This is a genomic window from Streptomyces sp. GB4-14, from assembly GCF_022696125.1.
Taxonomy (GTDB): Bacteria; Actinomycetota; Actinomycetes; order Streptomycetales; family Streptomycetaceae; genus Streptomyces; species Streptomyces werraensis.
The window spans coordinates 2352200-2370912 of sequence record NZ_RZHO01000002.1 but is presented as its reverse complement, the minus strand read 5'-3'; the positions used below and the strand labels follow the sequence as shown (position 1 = coordinate 2370912).

The following is an 18713-nucleotide window of genomic DNA, read 5'->3' as shown; positions in this document are numbered from 1 at the left end:
CGCCTCGCCGCCGGCCCGGCCCCGACGGACGCCCCGCTCCCTGGCTGCCGCTCGCCCGACGAACCCTCGGCCGCCGATCCCGGTCCCCCTGCTGACCGCGGCCCGGCGCTCGGCGTCGATCCAGGCCGGTCCCCCGCCACCCGGCCGGCCGGGACCGGTTCTGACGGTGCGTCCGCCTTCGGCGACACGAGCGCGGCAGAGGTCAGGACGAGCGACGTGGGGTCGGGGGCCGCGCCCTGCCCCGACGCGTCGGCGTCTCCGGCCGGTGCCGTACGGATCGTCACCTCGGCGGAGACGGGCGTCGTCTGACGGGCCGTGTCCTCCGCCAGCGTGGACAGCAGCTCCGCGTAGGCGGCCCTGTTGCGCCCCCGAGGCGTGCTGCGGCCCGACTCCCAGGCGCGCACCGTGTCCGGGCGTACTCCGAGCCGCTTCGCGAGCTGAGCGCGTGTCAGCGCACGTGCCTCCCGCAGCCGTCGGCGTTCGCTGGGCGGGGGGAGCGGAAGGGCACGGCTTCGCGTCACTGGGCGTCCCTCAGTACAGAAAAGTACATAAACGTATATTGAGCGACACAGCCGAGCTTCGCCCGTTACGCCAGTAAAGCGCGTGTCGTTGGGAGCATGGCGGGCGTGATCCAGACGACCGTACGCCGATCGATGCCGGCTTCCCTGCTCCTCCGGGTGCGTCACCGCTCGCCCGGGCTGGCCTGCGGCCTTGTCGGTGGCGCCCTCGCGGCCGGGCTGGGCCTCGCGGCGTTCACCGTGCTCGTGATGCTGCTGTGGGTCAGCTCGCCCTACCCGGACAGCGGACCCGGTGGCGCCCTGCATGTCGCGGCGGCCCTGTGGCTGCTCGCCCACGGCGCCGAACTGGTCCGCGTCGACACCCTCTCCGGCGCCCCCTCCCCGATGGGCGTGCCCCCGCTGCTGCTCGCCGCGGTGCCGGTGTGGCTGCTGCACCGGGCGGCGCGGGACACCGCCGAGGGAGGCGCCCGCGACAACGCCCCGCCGGTGCCGGGCCGCATCGCCTGGACGGGTGTCGTCCTCGGCTACCTCGCGGTCGCCGCCCCCGCCGCCCTCTACGCCGCCGGCGGTGCGCTGCGGCCCTCCTGGACGTGGACGGTGACGTGCGTGCCGCTGGTCGCGGTGGTGGCCGCCGGCACGGGGGTGTGGACCGCGTACGGACGGCCCAGCGGACCGTTGGAGCAGGTGCTGGGTGCGGTGCTGCCCCGGGGCGTGCGGCACCTGGTGCTGGGCCCGGACGGCCGTCCCGGTGTCGCGGCGCGCGCGGCGGCGGCCGGGGCGACGGTGCTGGTGGCGGGCGGTGCGGTGCTGCTGACGGTGTCGCTGGGCTGGCACCTCGGCGAGACCCGCAGGGCGTTCGGACGGCTGACCGAGGGCTGGTCGGGGTGGCTCGCGGTGGCGCTGCTCTGCGTCGCGCTGCTGCCGAACGCGGCGGTGTGGGCGGCGGCCTACGCCCTGGGCCCCGGCTTCCTGCTCGGTGTCGGCGTCCCGGTGACGCCGCTCGGTGGGCAGGGAGCGCCGCTGCTGCCGCCGTTCCCGCTGCTGGCGGCGGTGCCGGACCCGGGCGCGGGCACGGCGCTGCACGGGACGGTCGCGGCGCTGCCACTGACGGCGGGGGCCGTGGTGGGGTGGTACGTCGGGAGGGGGTCCGTGACGGGCGGGGGGCGCTTCGGCATCTGGACGACCGGGCGGACCGCCGGTGCGGCCGCATTCGCGGCGGGGCTGTCCGGGGTGCTGCTGGCGCTGCTCGCCGGGCTGGCGGGCGGCCCGCTGGGCACGGCCGCGCTGGCGAGGTTCGGCCCGGTGTGGTGGCAGGTGGGTCTGGCGACGGCGGTGTGGCTCGGGCTGACGGCCGCCGTGACGGCCCTGACCGTACGGGCGTGGTGCCTCCGGCGGTCGTACGGGCGGGGCGGGGGCGAGCGTCGTCCGGACCGTGTGGTCGCGCCCCGGCGCCGTCCTGTCCCGCCGCGCCCGGCTCCGAGGGCGCGGCTCCCTCGCGGCAGGTGGTTCGAGCGGAAGCCCGGGCGAAGCGCCCCCGCCCCTGCTCCCGTCGCCGACGACGAGCCCTACCTGCTCCTCGATGACGGTGACCGTGACCACGGCGACCGCGGCGCCCTCCCGGACGGCACAGGCTCCCTCGGCCTCCGCGACCTCCGCCCCCGCCCCGATCCCCTGGCCCCGGACGACACCGGACCCCGCCCACCCGCCTGAGCGGTTGGACGGGGTCCGGGGAGACGTCCGGTGCGCCTTCCGTCAGCCTTGCTCGTCCAGCAGGCCCCGCAGCTGCTCCGGCAGGTGGTCCGCGCAGGACTGGCGCGCCTGCTGCGTGAGGGCGTCGCTGGTGCACTCGTAGTAGTCGCTGTAGACCAGACGGGCGCCGAAGACCCCCGCCACCAGCAGCAGCGCCAGGCCCGCCGTGACCAGGCCGCTCACCGCCGCCGTGGTCTGCGGGCGGCCCTTCTGCTCGGACGCCGGGGTGTCCGGGTCCTGGCCGCGGGGCTTGGCGCGCAGGGCGCTGATGCTCCAGTACAGGGCGAGCGCGCCCAGAAGGAGCGCCAGGTAAGGCCAGTTGAACAGGGCGAAGAAGAAGGCCCACATGCCGCCGAGCAGGGCGTAGCGCGCGCGGCGCTGGGCCGGGTCCGTGGGGTCCCAGCGCATGCCCGGACCCTGCTGGCCGCCGCCCTGCCCCTCCGGGCCGCGCGGACGCTCGCCGAAGCCGCCGGGGGAGCGGCCGGGCTGCCGGTCGCTCCAGTTGCGGCCCCACGGGGAGCGGCCGCCGCCCTCGCCCTCGCCGCCCGAGGGGTGGCGGGGCTGCCAGGGGCGGTCGGGCGTGCCTTCCGGCGGGGGCGCGAACGGATTGTCGTCCTGGCCAGCCCCCTGACCGTCCCGGGAGTCCTGGCCGTCACGGCGGTCGTCGCCGTCGCCGCGGGGGGCCTCGGGCGGCGAGGAGGGGCGCTCCCGCAGCAGCACGGCGCCACGCTCCCCTCCCTGGGCCGACTGCTGGGGGAACGTGAGGAGTCGCAGGCTGCGGTCCGGCATCAAGTGAGCGTCTTCCCCTTTGTGAAGCACGGCGTGAGTGCGGTGTGACCGCCTCGCACGACGTATCGACTACGAGTGAGCGGTGAGCTGGTGCGTTCCCGTCAGCTCCGCGCGGCCCGGGTCCGTCGCCCTGTGAACGAACGGTGCGCGGTCGGCGTTCCCGTGCGCCCCGGTGTCCAGGAGCTGCGTACCCCGGCCTGCTCCTACCAGACGCTACCTTCCGGCCACGCCCCCGTCCCGTGGGGGCCCGTCGGGAGTGCCGGTATCGTTGCTGCCGGTCGGCCGCTTCGTAGGCTTCCCCGTATCAGGGGGCGCGAAGCATTCGTAGGAATGTACAAAGCGCTGTGCCGCCGGCCGTACAGACGCTCCCCGAGAAAGGGCCCCACCGTGGCCGCCAAGCCCGTGGCCGAGCGCGCCAGGCGTCGTCTCGTCGTGCTGGTCTCCGGATCCGGCACCAATCTGCAGGCGCTCCTCGACGGGATCGCCGCCGTCGGACCCGACGCCTACGGGGCCGAGGTCGTCGCCGTCGGCGCGGACCGCGAGGGCATCGAAGGACTGGCCCGCGCCGAGCGCGCCGGGCTGCCGACCTTCGTGTGCAAGGTCAAGGACCACCCGACCCGCGAGGAGTGGGACGCGGCGCTCGCCGAGGCCGTCGCCGCGTACGAGCCCGACCTCGTGGTGTCCGCCGGGTTCATGAAGATCGTGGGGAAGGAGTTCCTCGCGCGCTTCGGCGGGCGGTTCGTGAACACCCACCCCGCCCTGCTGCCCAGTTTCCCGGGAGCCCACGGCGTACGGGACGCGCTCGCGTACGGCGCCAAGGTCACCGGCTGCACCGTCCACTTCGTCGACGACGGCGTCGACACCGGGCCGATCATCGCGCAGGGCGTGGTGGAGGTCCGGGACGAGGACGACGAGAGCGCTCTGCACGAGCGCATCAAGGAAGTCGAGCGCAAGCTGCTCGTCGAGGTCGTGGGGCGCCTCGCCCGCAACGGCTATCGCATCGAGGGACGAAAGGTAGTTATCCAGTGACCGCCGAGAGCAACAAGCGGGCCATTCGACGGGCGCTCGTCAGCGTCTACGACAAGACCGGCCTCGAGGATCTCGCGCGCGGCCTGCACGAGGCCGGGGTGGAGCTGGTCTCCACCGGGTCCACCGCCGCGAAGATCGCCGCCGCGGGCGTCCCCGTGACCAAGGTCGAGGAGCTGACCGGCTTCCCCGAGTGCCTGGACGGCCGGGTCAAGACGCTGCACCCCAAGGTGCACGCCGGCATCCTCGCCGACCTGCGTCTCGCCGACCACGAGCAGCAGCTCAAGGACCTCGGCGTGGAGCCGTTCGACCTGGTCGTCGTGAACCTCTACCCGTTCCGTGAGACCGTCGCCTCCGGCGCCACGCCCGACGAGTGCGTGGAGCAGATCGACATCGGCGGCCCCTCGATGGTCCGCGCCGCCGCCAAGAACCACCCGTCGGTCGCCGTCGTCACCAGCCCTGCCCGCTACGGCGACGTCCTCGCCGCGGTCCGGGCCGGCGGCTTCGACCTCACCACCCGCAAGCGGCTCGCCGCGGAGGCCTTCCAGCACACGGCCGCCTACGACGTGGCGGTCGCCTCCTGGTTCGCGTCCGAGTACGCACCCGTCGACGACTCGCAGTTCCCCGACTTCCTCGGCGCCACCTGGGAGCGCAAGGACACCCTGCGCTACGGCGAGAACCCGCACCAGCCCGCGGCCCTGTACGTGTCCGGCACGGGCGGCCTCGCGCAGGCGGAGCAGCTGCACGGCAAGGAGATGTCGTACAACAACTACACGGACACGGACGCCGCGCTCCGTGCCGCGTACGACCACGACGCCCCGGCCGTCGCGATCATCAAGCACGCCAACCCGTGCGGCATCGCGGTCGGCGCGGACGTCGCCGAGGCGCACCGCAAGGCGCACGCCTGCGACCCGCTGTCGGCGTTCGGCGGGGTGATCGCGGTGAACCGCCCGGTCTCCAAGGAGATGGCCGAGCAGGTCGCCGAGATCTTCACCGAGGTCATCGTGGCCCCGGACTACGAGGAGGGCGCCCTGGAGGCGCTCACCAGGAAGAAGAACATCCGCGTGCTGCGCGCCCCCGAGGCGCCGTCCGCCCCGGTCGAGGTCAAGCCGATCGACGGCGGCGCGCTGCTCCAGGTCACCGACCGGCTCCAGGCCGAGGGCGACGACCCGGCGACCTGGACGCTGGCCACCGGCGAGGCCCTGTCCGAGGCCGAGCTGGCCGACCTGGCGTTCGCCTGGAAGGCCTGCCGCGCGGTGAAGTCCAACGCGATCCTGCTCGCCAAGGACGGCGCGTCCGTCGGCGTCGGCATGGGCCAGGTCAACCGCGTCGACTCCGCGAAGCTGGCGGTCGAGCGCGCCGGCGCCGAGCGCGCCCGCGGCTCCTTCGCCGCGTCCGACGCGTTCTTCCCCTTCCCCGACGGCCTGGAGATCCTCACCGAGGCCGGTGTGAAGGCCGTGGTCCAGCCGGGCGGTTCGGTCCGTGACGAACTGGTCGTCGAGGCCGCGAAGAAGGCGGGCGTGACGATGTACTTCACGGGGACGCGGCACTTCTTCCACTGAGCACCGAGCCGGACGGCGGTGGCCCGGTCCTCACCAGGACCGGGCCACCGCCGTCCGGCGTGCCCGCGTCGCACCTGCGAGGGTCATCTCCGGCCGGGCGGGGCGTACTCCTTCAGGTAATGGGCGACACGGTCGGCGTAGGAGCGGTACGTGGCGGGGACGCCCCCCGCGTCGTTCACCCTGCGCCACGACGTGCGGTAGGCGGCGGCGATCAGCACCCGCCGGTCCTCCCGCAGGTCGTCGTCCAGCCGGGGCGCGATCCAGCACAGGTAGCGGCCCATCGCGGGCACCGACTCGGCGGGCGGGAACGGCGGCTCGGGGACCGTCTCGCCCGGTGTGCCGTCCTCGTTCATCCACCACCGCAGCACCTTCGGCGTCCAGCGCGCGATGCCGTACTCGTTCCTGGCCGGGTCCGACAGGTCGGGGTCGAAGTCGCTCTCCACCTTCAGCATGGCCGCGATCAGCGGCGCGGTGACGTCCTCGCTGCGGCAGTCGTGCGCGGTCTCCACGATCAGCAGCCGGTAGGCGGCCGGCACGCCGCGGTCCGTGCGCAGCACGTCGGCGCCGTACGTGGCGGAGGCGTTGGCGCTCGCGCCCGGCTCGCCGTCGGACAGGGCCCACCGGTCGACGCCGTACCCGACGAGGGCCACCGCGGCGGTCGCCAGGGCCGCCGAGACGGCGACCGTACGCCGGGAGCGGCGCCGCGCGGACAGCCGCCGGCGCAGCCGGAAGGGGCGTTCCGCACCGGCCGCGTCCCGCACCCGGCGCACCAGTTCCTCCACGCCGATCCGCTCCGCGTGCGTGCGCGACAGACAGGCGCGGACGACGTCCCGCCAGGCGTCGGGGAGTTCGGGGGAGAGCCGCAGCTCCTCGGTGCCGGCGGCGTACGCGGCGGCGGCCGTGCGGCGGGCCGCCGGGGTGGCGCCGGGCAGCGGGAACGCACCGGTGAGCACCAGATGGGCGAGCACGCCGAACGCCCACACGTCGGCGGACGCGCGGATGCGACGGCCCCGCTCGCCGATCTCGGACCACAGCAGCTCGGGCGGGGTGTAGTCGGGTGTGGAGAACGCGGACGTGTAGGCGTGCGTGCCCTCGAGCTCGGCGGCCATGTTGAAGTCGGCGAGCCGGACGGAACCGTCCGCCATCAGCAGCACGTTGCCCGGTTTCAGGTCGCCGTGCACCCAGCCCGCCCGGTGCAGCTGCGCCAGCCCCTCGCAGATCTGGGCGAGCAGGCCGGGCCCGGCGCCGGGCCGGGGCGAGGCGTCCAGCAGCGCGGACAGCGAGCCCTCCGCCTTCTCCAGCACCAGCACGGTGGCGCCGTCCAGCTCCGGGCGGCCGGGGTCGTCGACGGTCAGCGTCTCGAACATCCGGATCAGGCGCGGCTGTCTCAGCCGGCGCAGCACCTCGACCTCACGCTCGGCCAGCTCACGCAAATGGTGCAGCTGGCGCGGGGTGCGGGTGCCGGTGGGCAGGAACTTCAGCGCGACGTCACGCGGGCCGTCCCCGCCGCCTCCGGTGCGGCGGCCGGCGTACACGCTGCCGAAGGCGCCCGTGGCGATCGGCTCGCGCACCTCCCACGCGCCCACCCGGTACCCCTTGGGCACCGGCACGGCGTACGTCTCCGTCACCGGACCTCCTGGCGGAGCGGCGCCGCCAGGACCACCAGGTCGTCCTCGCGGACCAGGTCGAAACGGAGCGCCAGGGAGACAAGCGACTCCTTCTTGCCGTTCAGCCGCGGACCCGGATCCGCGTTCTCCGGGCCGGGCTTGAGGCGCAGCTTCACCGCCAGATAGTCGATGTTCCACCGCACCGTGGTGCGGGACGCGGCCGGCCACACCGGGCGCAGTCGCTCCGCCACCTGCTCCACCGTGGGCAGCGGCGCGTGCGGCGCCCCGCGCAGCCGCGGCTCGCACAGCGCGGCCAGCACGGCGAAGTACCGCTTGGAGCGGTCCAGGGAGAAGGCGGGGGCGGTGGCGGCGCCGTCGTCGCCGGAGTCCAGGCGGACGTGCTCGTGGCAGGGCGCCCACACCTCCAGCGGCAGCAGATCGCCGCAGGCCGGCAGCACGATCCGGGAGAACTCGAACGGCACCGGCGCGTCCAGGCGGCCCGGCCCGACCTTGATGTGCTCGCCCGCGCCCTCCGGGTTCTCCACGACGTACGTCTGCTCCCGGCTGAGGTTGCTCAGCAGCCAGTAGGCGCCCTGCGCGGTGATCTCACCGGCTCTGCGGGACACCCCGTCGTGCGCGATGCACAGGCCGTTGCCGTGCGGGGCGCGGCCGAAGGAGAGGCGCTCGCCGGGGGCCAGACGGAGCCGGTCGCGGCGGCCCGAGTCCTCCGGCGCGGTCGCCGGAGGTACGACGATGAGGCTGTACACGGTGCATCCCCCCATGCCTGACAGCTACTCGGTCAGGGTAGGGCGGCACGCCTGGGCCGGGCCTCCCCCGATCGGGTGCGACACGGGTGTGCGGCGGGAATGGCGTGAATCGGGCGGGTCCGTTGCCGGAAACACCGAGGCCGTGTCCCCCTGCGAGGGGCGGACACGGCCTTGTGGTGGAACGCCGGGACGGACGGTCTCCCGGGATCAGTACCTCGGGCGCCGGAACCACTCGGCGCTCGCCCGCTTCGCGCAGAACACGATCACCAGGATCGACACGACCCAGATGACCAGGCCGAGCAGGTAGATGGCCAGCGCGAAGAGGCCGCTGACGATGGCGAACGACGCGTACACGATGGAGCAGACGCGCACCGAGCTGCCGCCCTTGGCGTACTGCAGCAGGAGGACCAGGCCGAGGATCGCGAAGACGGCGGCCAGGCCGGCGAAGAAGACGACGACGCCCTTGCCGAGGTCGGCGTACTGCTCGGCCTCGGCCGTGAGGTTCGCCTCGCGCATCGACTCGTCCCACTGCGCCAGCGCCACGCCGTACACGGCCGCGATGATCACGTGTGCGAGCGCGATCACGCCGACCAGGATCTGCGCGGCGCGCGTGATGCCGGGCATCTGGGTGGGGACGTAACCGCCGCCGTACGGCTGGCCCACCGGGGGCGCCGACGGGTAGCCGTACCCGGGCTGGCCGGGCTGCTGGGGGTAGCCGTAGCCGGGGCCGGCCTGGGGCTGCTGGGGCGGCTGCCCGTAGGGGTTGTTCGGGTCGCCGAAACTCATGGCGGTTCTTCCTCCGTTGCGCTTCTGGTGCGGGGACGCGAGGCACGGCGCGGAGGAAGTACTACAGATGCGGTCCGTCCCCCCGGTTCTGCCCGCGGCACTGTGCGTTCATCGTTCTTGACCGTTCCTTTCCTTGTCCAGCGGTACGACATATGTGTTGTGCAAGTGCAACATCGCGATCTTGCTCGTATTGCGGCCGATGGTGAGCGAATGCCCGGTCCGGGCGCCGCGGCCGACCGGAATGCGGGCTGATTGGAACAGGGGCCCGGTCATCCGCGAGGATGGGGCCATGACCGCCCAGATTCTCGATGGCAAGGCCACCGCAGCCGAGATCAAGTCCGATCTGACCGCCCGCGTGGCGGCGCTGAAGGAGAAGGGCGTCACGCCCGGCCTCGGCACGATCCTCGTGGGGGACGACCCCGGCAGCCAGAAGTACGTCGCCGGCAAGCACCGCGACTGCGCCCAGGTGGGCATCGCCTCCATCCAGCGCGAACTGCCCGCCACCGCCACGCAGGAGGAGATCGAGGCGGTGGTCCGCGAGCTGAACGAGGACCCGGCCTGCACCGGCTACATCGTCCAGCTGCCGCTGCCCAAGGGCATCGACGAGAACCGCATCCTCGAGCTGATGGACCCGGAGAAGGACGCCGACGGCCTCCACCCGATGAACCTCGGCCGTCTCGTCCTCAACGAGCCCGCCCCGCTGCCCTGCACGCCCAACGGCATCATCACGCTGCTGCGCCGCCACGGCGTGGAGATCAAGGGCGCCGAGGTGGTGGTCGTCGGCCGCGGCGTGACCATCGGCCGTCCGATGCCGCTGCTGCTGACCCGGCGCAGCGAGAACGCCACCGTGACCCAGTGCCACACCGGCACCCGCGACCTGTCCGCACACCTGAAGCGCGCGGACATCGTCATCGCCGCGGCGGGCAGCGCCCACCTGATCCGTCCCGAGGACGTCAAGCCGGGCGCGGCCGTCCTGGACGTCGGCGTCTCCCGCAGCGCCGAGGGCAAGATCGTCGGCGACGTCCACCCGGGCGTGGCCGAGGTGGCCGGCTGGGTCGCGCCCAACCCCGGCGGCGTCGGCCCGATGACCCGGGCGCAGCTGCTCGTCAACGTGGTCGAGGCGGCGGAGCGCAGTGTCGGCTGAGCGGAAGGCGCCGGACGCCCCGCAGGCGCCCGCGGCGGTGGAGGAGTCCCCTGAGGACGTCACCGTGCGCGACGCGGTCAGCGCGCCCGACGCCGAGGGCGTCCCGCGCCGCGCCACCCGCAGGTTCCCGCTGTTCACCCGGGACACCGCGCGCCCCGAGGGCGGCGGCCGCGCGGCCCCCGGCGACGCCCCCGCGCCCGCCCGGCAGTGGCCGATCCTGGCCGTGCTGCTCACCGTGGGCCTGGGCCTGCTGCTGACCGCGCTGGACGTGTTCCGGGTCGGGCTGCTGCTGATCGGCGCGGCGCTGGTGGCCGGTGCGGTCCTGCGCTGGGTGGTGCCGGACGTCGGCATGCTCGCCGTGCGCTCCCGCTTCACCGACATCGTCACGTACGGCGGCCTGGGTCTGGTGATCGTGCTGCTGGCGCTGATGATGCAGCCGGATCCGCTGCTGCGGTTCCCGTGGCTGCAGGACGTGCTGCACTTCACGGTCGACAGCTGAGCCGCCCGCACGGCGGAACGGCGGCCCGTCCACACCCCCGTGAGAGGACGGGCCGCCGCCGCGCACCACGTTCCTGCACGGCGGACGGCCCGATCAACGACGGCCCGGCCGCTGTGGCATGGAAGTAACCGTTCCGGTACGCGGTCCGGAATCCCCGTACACCCTTGCGATGACTCCGGCGCCTGTTCGCGACGCGGGTGTCCGCGCGAGGGTGATGTGGCCACCGACACCTCCGCGTGAGGGTGCCGGGGTGGTAGGACAGGAAGACGGTGGGACGGTCGTACCGGTCCGGTTCACCCGGTCCGCGGATTCCGGGGTTCCGTTCGGCCGGGAGGCCGACCGGTGGGACACTGGAGCGCAAGCGACTGGGCGTGCACGCCGCACGCGCCCTGTTGCTCCCGTGCGCCCCCACCCCGGGAACTGAGACCCGTCCCGGTGGCATCCCTGTGGGTAGCCAGACGGGACGTGGCAGCGGGCACCATGCGCGAGGGAAACACCAGCACGAACCGGGGGGAAGAGGGGGAAGCAATGCCTCGTTGGAAGGCCTTGCCGGATGAACTCGATCCGCAGATCAGAGAGTTCACCAGTCAGCTCAGGCGGCTGGTGGACCGCAGCGGGCTGAGCGTCGCGTCGGTCGCCGACCGCACGGGCTACAGCAAGACGTCCTGGGAGCGCTATCTGAACGGCCGGCTGCTCGCGCCGAAGGGCGCGATCGTGGCGCTGGCCGAGGTCACCGGGACCAACCCGGTGCACCTGACCACCATGTGGGAGCTCGCCGAGCGCGCCTGGAGCCGCTCGGAGATGCGGCACGACATGACCATGGAGGCGATCCGGATCTCGCAGGCGCGCGCCGCGCTGAGCGAGCTGGCCGGGCCGCCGTCGGGCGGAGGCGGACGCTCCCGTGGCGGCGGGACCCGTACGGGGATCGCCGGTCCGGCCGGGGTGTCGCCGAGTGTGCCGCCGCAGCCGACCGCCACCGACGTGCGCGACGCGTCGGGCAGCGGCAACTCCTGGGGGGTCGTCAACCCGGACGCCGGTTACCCGGGGGCCTACGGCCCCGGGGCGCCCGCGGCGGGCGGGTACGGCCCGCCGCCCGCGGAGCCGTCCGGTCCGGGCGCCGGTCCCGGCCGTCCCACGGGCAAGCGGCGCACGGCGATGTTCCTCGTCGGCGCGCTCGGCGCGCTGGTGGTGGTCGCCGCCGGGCTGTACGTCACCGAGACCCAGGGCGACAAGAAGGAGGCCAAGCCCTCCCCGTCGCCCACCGTCACCAGAGAGGCGAAGCTGCCTCCCGGCGTGAAGTGCAGCGGCAAGAGCTGCGCGGGCAAGGACGCCGAGGTCATGGGGTGCAGCGGCGAGCTGGTCACCACGGCCGGCTCCGCGGTCGTCGGCGCCACCACCGTCGAGGTCCGCTACAGCGAGGTCTGCGCCGCCGCGTGGGGGCGCATCACCCAGGCCGCGCAGGGGGACACCGTCGAGATCAGCTCGGGCACGTCCCAGCAGACCGACTCGGTCGGCGCGCCGGGCGACACGGTCGCCTACACGATGATGGTGCCGGTCGCCTCCGCGACCGAGGCGAAGGCCTGCGCGGTGCTGGCCGCGACGGGCGAGAAGGGCTGCACCGGCTGACGGTCCGGCCGCTCCTGCGCGGCGGCCGGATCCCGGGCCACCGGCCACCGTGCCGTCGGGGCAGGGCGGCCGATTCCCTCGCCCGTGTAGGCCGTACGGGGCGTGACATGTGAGGGAACCGTGGTGACGTGAATGCGGCCGCCTGGGGCGGGCACGCGAGAAGTACCCCCACGGGATACCGGCACGGTCGGTCCCGGACGGCGGCCGCCCCGCCCTCACCTCTCCCGGACGGAGCGGCCGCCCCCTTCCCTCTCTCCTCATCTCTCCGCCGCCACCGGTTACCCGCGTGCGCGCGCGGTCACTCTGTGGGGCGGGCCACAGGGAGCCCGGCCGTGCGCGCCGGCGGATGCGCGATAGCCTGACCGCTGGATCTCTCTTGACGCCAAGAGATCGATCATTCGAACCGGTGATCGATCATCCTGGCGGGCGCCGGTCACGAGCCGGAACGGGGATCCCGCACCAGGGGGCAGGGACCGCCCCACCGCCAGCTGTCATACGGAGAACGCCATGACCCGCACTCCCGTGAACGTCACCGTCACCGGCGCGGCCGGCCAGATCGGTTACGCCCTGCTCTTCCGCATCGCCTCCGGCCAGCTGCTCGGCGCGGACGTGCCGGTCAAGCTGCGCCTGCTGGAGATCACCCCGGCGCTCAAGGCCGCCGAGGGCACCGCCATGGAGCTGGACGACTGCGCGTTCCCGCTGCTGCAGGGCATCGAGATCACGGACGACCCGAACGTCGCCTTCGACGGCGCCAACGTCGCCCTCCTCGTCGGCGCCCGGCCGCGGACCAAGGGCATGGAGCGCGGTGACCTCCTCGAGGCCAACGGCGGCATCTTCAAGCCGCAGGGCCAGGCCATCAACGCCCACGCCGCGGACGACATCCGCGTCCTGGTCGTCGGCAACCCGGCCAACACCAACGCCCTGATCGCCCAGGCCGCCGCCCCGGACGTCCCGGCCGAGCGCTTCACCGCCATGACCCGCCTGGACCACAACCGCGCGCTGACCCAGCTCGCGAAGAAGACGGGCTCCTCGGTCTCCGACATCAAGCGCCTGACCATCTGGGGCAACCACTCCGCCACCCAGTACCCGGACATCTTCCACGCCACCATCGCCGGCAAGAACGCCGCCGAGGTCGTGAACGACGAGAAGTGGCTGGCCGAGGACTTCATCCCGACCGTCGCCAAGCGCGGCGCCGCCATCATCGAGGCCCGTGGCGCCTCGTCGGCCGCCTCCGCCGCCAACGCCGCCATCGACCACGTCCACACCTGGGTCAACGGCACCGCCGACGGCGACTGGGTCTCCATGGGCATCCCGTCCGACGGCTCCTACGGCGTTCCCGAGGGCCTCATCTCCTCCTTCCCGGTCACCGTGAAGGACGGGAAGTACGAGATCGTCCAGGGCCTGGAGATCAACGAGTTCTCCCGCGCCCGCATCGACGCCTCCGTCAAGGAGCTCGAGGAGGAGCGCGAGGCGGTCCGCTCCCTCGGCCTCATCTGACCTGGCCCTCACGGCCTTCGCGGGGCCCCGTACCGGTTCGTCCGGTGCGGGGCCCCGCGCGTCGCACGGTCCCGTCGGCCCCTGTGGTCAATTCGGTTCGCACCCGCCCGCCCTTCCCCTATGCTGATGCCCCGTCACTCCGTGTGGTGGTGACGTCGATTCGCGTATCGGGGGATCCGCGTGAGCACTGCCTTCGTGCCCCAGCAGCAGCCACAGCACCCGGGCGGGACGCCGGACGGCCCGCCGTCCGTGCCCCCGTACGCCAGCGAGGCGTCCCGGCTGCTGTGCGCGGGAACCTACCTGGACGCCGGCTACCGCGACCGGGTCATCGAGGAGCTCTACCTCCACGAACAGCGGGTCGTCGCGCCCTCGCTCGGCTTCGACGCGGCCCGCGTTCTCGCGCACGCGCTGCGGGCCCGGCGGCTGGAGATGCTGTGGGCGGCGGCGATCCTCGGCCTGTGGCTCGTGGGCGCGTTGATCAGCGGAGGGCTGCTCGCCTACTTCCTCGTCCCCAGTCTGCTGCTCGCCGTCGCGCCCCTGGCGCCCCGGGCCGTCGCGCCCCTGGTCCGCTGGAGCGGCCGGATCATCACCGTGTTCGTCCTGTACAGCCTCGGTGCCGCCGCGTTCGGCGGCACGGACGGCGACTCCGGGTACGAGTCCTCCTACGAATCCGGCGGTGACGACCCGCTGAGCGCGATCGCCGACGGCCTCGCGGCAAGCGCCGAACCCTGGCAGGCGTGGTTCGGGATCGGCGTGCTCGTGGTGATCGGCCTGTGCGTGGCGGGACGGCGTGACCAGTTCGCCCGCGTCCTCGCCGAGGAACTCTCCAGGGACCGCTTCCCCGACGCCGCGGGCGACCGCGCCGAGCAGTCCGGCGGGCAGCGCCTGCGCAGACTGATCCGGCGCATCCGGATCGAGCAGCACTCGCCGCTCGTCATGTATCACGAGGCGCGCCCCTTCTGCGGGACGGGTTCGCCGTACGACACCTGGGTGCTCGCCGTCGAACTGCGGCCCGACGAGGACGCGGACCAGCAGCCGCTGGGCAACCGGGCCGTCCTCGACCGGGTCCGGCCCCTCATCGAGCAGCTGCGGATCCCGGCCGAGCACGCGGGCCCCGGCGTACGGGACCGGCTGCGGCGGCTGGAGATCGACGAGTGCGTGTTCCTGCCCGTCGAAGGGCTGCGGAACCGCGAGGAGGCGCCGTACGCGCCGGGCGACTTCGAGCAGCACCGGACCCGGGCCGTCGAGGAGGGCGGCGAGAAGCGGAGGCACTTCCTGCGCATCCGCGTCGGAGGCTGGGAGGAGGAGCTGGTCGTCACCGTCTTCGTCCGCGTCCACACCCAGGGCCGGATGCTGATGCTGGAGATCGCGCCGCACGTGCTGCTGCCGGTCCGCGCGGACTTCAAGGACGCCGACCGTGCCCACCAGGAATTCCGTGACGACCGGACCGGCAGGATCGCCGGCGCCGCCGTCCTGGTGCCTCGCTCCGCCGGTGAAGCGCTGATCACCCTCGGCCGGGGCCTGCCCTTCGCGTGGCGGCTGCTGACCGGCGGCCACGCCCACGCACTGCCCGACGGGCCCGCCCTGTCCGTGCGGGAGCTGGCCGCGGCGCCCGCCGGGTCCACCTTCCAGGACATGGACGTCGCCCGGTACCTGCGCAGTGTGCAGGACCGCATCAGCCGCGGGGTGCGGCTGGCGCTGGGCGAAGCGGGCTACGAGACCGGCGAGTTCGTGCAGAAGATCGTCAACATCAGCAGCGGCGCGGTGCACATCGGACGCGCCGACAACTCGTCGTTCGCCTTCGGCGACCACGCGCGCGCCCAGACCACGACCGGCGGCCCCGAGCCGCAGAAGGGATCCGACTGACGATGGCAACCGACGAACCGAACGTCAGCATCGGCCGCGCCGACAACTCCTCCTTCGCGTTCGGCGCCAACGCCCGCGCCGAGACGCACAACACCACGGCGACGGCACGCGACGAGACCGCCGAGGAGCTGCTGGCCGCCGTTCGGGAACTGCGCGCCGACCTCACCAGGCTGCGGGAGAACGAGCAGGTCGCGCGGCTGGACTCCACCCTCGCCGACACCGAGGAGGAGATCACCCGCACCGGGACCGCCGGCGAGGGCCGCATACAGCGGCTGCGCGAGGCGCTCACGGACGCCCAGAGCGTCCTGACCCTGTTCTCGTCGGCCGGGGCCGTCGCCGCGCTGCTGGGAATGTGAGAGGGACGCCATGACCGGGGGACAGCGGTACTGGAACGAGGACGCCCAGCGCTGGGAGGACGGCGACGGCACGGCCGCGCCGGTGACTCCGCCGCCGCCTCCTCCGCCGTCGTTCCAGCCGGTCGTGCCCACGGCAGCCCAGGGCGGGGTGACCGATCCCGATGCCCCGGCGGGCGGGGCGTGGTCCGTTCCGGAGCCGCCGAGGCCGGGGGCGCCCGACGCCGGACGGCGGCGGATGGTGTGGGGTGTGCTGGGCGGGGCCGCGGGGGTGGGGGTCGCGGTGGCGCTGGTGTTGAGTGCGGTCGTGGGGGACGACGGCGGGGGCGGTGGCGCGGACGATCGGGCGGGGGGTACGCGTACGAACACCGCGCAGGTGTCGCCGTCGCAGGCGGGGGAGTCCGAGGCGGCGCCCGCGGAGTCCTCCGGGACGTCGGAGTCGCCCGGTGCCGAGACGCCGCCGCTGCCCGAGGGCTTCGAGCTGCACGACGACGCCGAGGGGTTCACCGTCGCCCGGCCCACGGGGTGGGAACGGCAGACGGTGCCTTCGCAGCACGGCTTCGACGTCGTGAACTACCGGAGTCCGGACGGGTTCCGGCGGCTTCAGGTGTACGAGGTCGCCGAGTCGTCGCCGGAGGAGTCCTTCGACCTGTACCTGTCGGAGGAGACGCCGAAGCCGGACGGCTTCCAGCAGGTCGAGCTGGTGCGGCTGGACGAGGAGGGCGTGAACGGACTGCGCCTCGCCTACCTCGCCGACTCGCTGCGCGGCGAGCCCGACGTGGGCAGTTGGCACGTCCAGGACGTGCGTTTCCGCTCACCGCACGACGGCAAGGTGTACGCGATCGCCGCGTACGGCGCGCCCACGGACGGGGTCGATCCGGAGCTGGAGCTTGCGCTCACGGCGGTGCGTCACTTCTGTCCGCCGTCCGCGACGTGCGCGTCGTCGTGATCTGACGTCCTGTCGGCCGCAGCGGGCCGGGGGAAGTCCGCGCGACTCGGCGCCGGCGAGGCGTCGCCCGCGCCCACCTGTGCCGCCCGGGAGTACCTCCCAGGCCCTCAAGGCACTGAGGGAGGCACGAATGCCCGCGGTCTGCTGCGAGGCCGGCCCAGCCCCGGGGGCGCCGTGACGAAGCGCACTCCGTGCGTTGATTCCGCATGTATTTCGCCCCGCAGGGCAGGCGCACCCGGTCTCGGGGGTAGCACGCATGTGACTCACGGGCGCGGAACAGGACGGAAGGCAGTAACCGATCATGGCGGACAGCACAGAACTGCGGGCGCGCGACACCATTCACGCGGGAGGCGAGTGGCGGGCCGCCGTCTCCGGGGCCACCCGGGAGATCCTCGACCCGGCGGACGCCCGGCCGTTCGCCGTGGTCGCGGAGGGCGACGAGAAGGACACCGACCTCGCCGTGGCGGCGGCGCGCCGCGCCTTCGACGAGGGGCCCTGGCCGCACACCCCCGTCGCCGAGCGGGCCGCGCTGCTGCGCCGTGTCGCCGATCTCCTGGTCCGTGACCGTGAGGAACTGGGCCTGCTGGAGAGCCGGGACGCGGGCAAGACCGTCGAGGAGGGCCGCGTCGACATCGACTGCGTGGCCGACGCCTTCCGTTACTTCGCCGATCTGGTCGCCGCCGAGGCGCCCGGCCGGGTCGTGGACGCGGGCTCGCCCGACATCCACAGCGTGGTCGTGCACGAGCCCGTCGGTGTCTGCGCCCTGATCACCCCCTGGAACTATCCTCTGCTGCAAGCCAGTTGGAAGATCGCCCCGGCGCTCGCCGCGGGCAACACCTTCGTGGTCAAGCCCAGCGAGATCACCCCGCTGACCACCGTCGCGCTGATCGGCCTGCTCACCGAGGCGGGTCTGCCCGCGGGCGTCGCCAACATCGTCACCGGCCCGGGTCACACCGTCGGCGCGCGGATGGCCGAGCACCCCGACGTCGACCTGGTGTCCTTCACCGGCGGCCTGGTCAGCGGCACCAAGGTCGCCCAGGCGGCCGCGCCGACGGTCAAGAAGGTCGCCCTCGAACTCGGCGGCAAGAACCCCAACGTCGTGTTCGCCGACGCCTGCGCCACCGAGGAAGGCTTCGACACCGCCGTCGACCAGGCCCTCAACGCGGCCTTCATCCACAGCGGCCAGGTCTGCTCGGCCGGTGCGCGCCTCATCGTCGAGGAGTCCGTGCGGGATCGTTTCGTCACCGAACTCGCCCGCCGCGCACAGAAGATCCGGCTCGGCCGGGGCACCGAGGACGGCGTCGAGTGCGGCCCGCTGGTCTCCGCGCAGCAGCGCGAGAAGGTCGAGTCGTACGTCGAGTCCGCGCTCAAGGAGGGCGCGGTACTGCGCTGCGGCGGCAAGCGGCCCGAGCCGGCGCCCGAACGCCCCGCGTCCGGCTACTTCTACGAGCCGACCGTCCTCGACCGCTGCCACCGCGAGATGCGCGTGGTGCGCGAGGAGGTCTTCGGACCGGTCCTCACCGTGGAGACGTTCCGCACCGAGGACGAGGCCGTCACCCTCGCCAACGACACCGAGTACGGCCTGGCCGGCGGCGTGTGGACGGCCGACCCGGGCCGCGCCCGCCGGGTCGCCGGACGGCTGCGCCACGGCACCGTGTGGATCAACGACTTCCACCCCTATCTCCCGCAGGCCGAGTGGGGCGGCTTCGGCAAGAGCGGCACCGGCCGCGAACTCGGCCCGGCCGGTCTCGCGGAGTACCGCGAGACCAAGCACGTCTACCAGAACCTGGCGCCGGCGCCGGTGCGGTGGTTCCGCGGCTGACGCCGTGACCCGGCGGTGCCGTGACGTCGCACGTCGCGTGGCGGCCGCGGCGCCGTGGGGGCTGATCGCGCTCACGCGGCGGAGCCGCATGTCGACAGAGCCCCGCGCCCCCTTCGGGCGCCCCTCCCGGGGCGTCCTTCCCGTCCGAGCCCC

At 73.7% G+C, this 18713-nt stretch carries 15 protein-coding genes and 1 pseudogene; 11 read left to right on the top strand and 5 right to left on the bottom strand.

The genetic code is table 11. The features are described 5' to 3' along the window. Positions 1-398: 398 nt before the first annotated feature. Positions 399-521, bottom strand: a pseudogene (locus ELQ39_RS32680) (RNA polymerase subunit sigma-24); the annotation flags it as partial. Positions 522-617: 96 nt separating this feature from the next. On the opposite strand from ELQ39_RS32680, the gene ELQ39_RS11835 reads away from it, so the two are divergent. Then, on the top strand, positions 618-2228 hold the full coding sequence (locus ELQ39_RS11835; RefSeq protein WP_242591868.1) for a cell division protein PerM: 1611 nt from the start codon (positions 618-620) through the stop codon (positions 2226-2228). A 42-nt stretch (positions 2229-2270) separates the two neighbouring features. Here ELQ39_RS11835 and ELQ39_RS11830 read toward each other — a convergent pair whose 3' ends face one another. Next, complete coding sequence (locus tag ELQ39_RS11830) at positions 2271-3056, bottom strand: hypothetical protein (protein WP_225625984.1); 786 nt, start codon at positions 3054-3056, stop codon at positions 2271-2273. 387 nt (positions 3057-3443) lie between these two features. On the opposite strand from ELQ39_RS11830, the gene purN reads away from it, so the two are divergent. Then, positions 3444-4085, top strand: a complete 642-nt coding sequence (gene purN, locus ELQ39_RS11825) for a phosphoribosylglycinamide formyltransferase (protein WP_190004877.1) — start codon at positions 3444-3446, stop codon at positions 4083-4085. Next, complete coding sequence (gene purH / locus ELQ39_RS11820; protein ID WP_242591867.1) at positions 4082-5644, top strand: bifunctional phosphoribosylaminoimidazolecarboxamide formyltransferase/IMP cyclohydrolase; 1563 nt, start codon at positions 4082-4084, stop codon at positions 5642-5644. Before purN ends, purH begins: the two co-directional genes overlap by 4 nt. A gap of 83 nt (positions 5645-5727) precedes the next feature. Here purH and ELQ39_RS11815 read toward each other — a convergent pair whose 3' ends face one another. The 3 genes from ELQ39_RS11815 to ELQ39_RS11805 all read right to left on the bottom strand — a co-directional run bounded on the left by ELQ39_RS11815 (position 5728) and on the right by ELQ39_RS11805 (position 8804). After that, entirely contained in the window at positions 5728-7272 is a 1545-nt protein-coding gene (locus ELQ39_RS11815; RefSeq protein WP_242591866.1) for a protein kinase domain-containing protein, read from the bottom strand. Continuing rightward, positions 7269-8018 (bottom strand): FHA domain-containing protein, encoded by a 750-nt coding sequence (locus ELQ39_RS11810; RefSeq protein ID WP_242591865.1) that lies wholly within the window; start codon positions 8016-8018, stop codon positions 7269-7271. The genes ELQ39_RS11815 and ELQ39_RS11810 overlap by 4 nt, the downstream gene beginning before the upstream one ends. 207 nt (positions 8019-8225) lie before the next feature. Beyond that, on the bottom strand, positions 8226-8804 hold the full coding sequence (locus ELQ39_RS11805; protein WP_225644827.1) for a hypothetical protein: 579 nt from the start codon (positions 8802-8804) through the stop codon (positions 8226-8228). A gap of 289 nt (positions 8805-9093) precedes the next feature. Between ELQ39_RS11805 and ELQ39_RS11800 the strand changes: the two genes are divergently transcribed. The 8 genes from ELQ39_RS11800 to ELQ39_RS11765 all read left to right on the top strand — a co-directional run bounded on the left by ELQ39_RS11800 (position 9094) and on the right by ELQ39_RS11765 (position 18560). Beyond that, positions 9094-9948, top strand: coding sequence for a bifunctional methylenetetrahydrofolate dehydrogenase/methenyltetrahydrofolate cyclohydrolase (locus ELQ39_RS11800; RefSeq protein ID WP_033272374.1), 855 nt, complete (start codon positions 9094-9096; stop codon positions 9946-9948). Next, positions 9938-10447: a DUF3017 domain-containing protein gene (locus tag ELQ39_RS11795; RefSeq protein ID WP_391669178.1), complete on the top strand. Its 510-nt coding sequence runs from the start codon at positions 9938-9940 to the stop codon at positions 10445-10447. Before ELQ39_RS11800 ends, ELQ39_RS11795 begins: the two co-directional genes overlap by 11 nt. A 528-nt stretch (positions 10448-10975) precedes the next feature. Next, a complete protein-coding gene (locus ELQ39_RS11790) occupies positions 10976-12073 on the top strand; it encodes a helix-turn-helix domain-containing protein (protein WP_242591864.1) in 1098 nt (365 codons plus the stop codon). 507 nt (positions 12074-12580) lie between these two features. Continuing rightward, complete coding sequence (locus ELQ39_RS11785) at positions 12581-13570, top strand: malate dehydrogenase (protein ID WP_190004870.1); 990 nt, start codon at positions 12581-12583, stop codon at positions 13568-13570. 180 nt (positions 13571-13750) lie between these two features. Beyond that, positions 13751-15436, top strand: a complete 1686-nt coding sequence (locus tag ELQ39_RS11780) for a hypothetical protein (RefSeq protein ID WP_242591863.1) — start codon at positions 13751-13753, stop codon at positions 15434-15436. Between the two features lie 2 nt (positions 15437-15438). Continuing rightward, complete coding sequence (locus ELQ39_RS11775) at positions 15439-15792, top strand: hypothetical protein (protein WP_190004868.1); 354 nt, start codon at positions 15439-15441, stop codon at positions 15790-15792. Between the two features lie 10 nt (positions 15793-15802). Then, on the top strand, positions 15803-16738 hold the full coding sequence (locus tag ELQ39_RS11770; RefSeq protein WP_242591862.1) for a hypothetical protein: 936 nt from the start codon (positions 15803-15805) through the stop codon (positions 16736-16738). Positions 16739-17039: 301 nt separating this feature from the next. Then, on the top strand, positions 17040-18560 hold the full coding sequence (locus tag ELQ39_RS11765; protein ID WP_242591861.1) for an aldehyde dehydrogenase family protein: 1521 nt from the start codon (positions 17040-17042) through the stop codon (positions 18558-18560). Positions 18561-18713 lie beyond the last annotated feature (153 nt).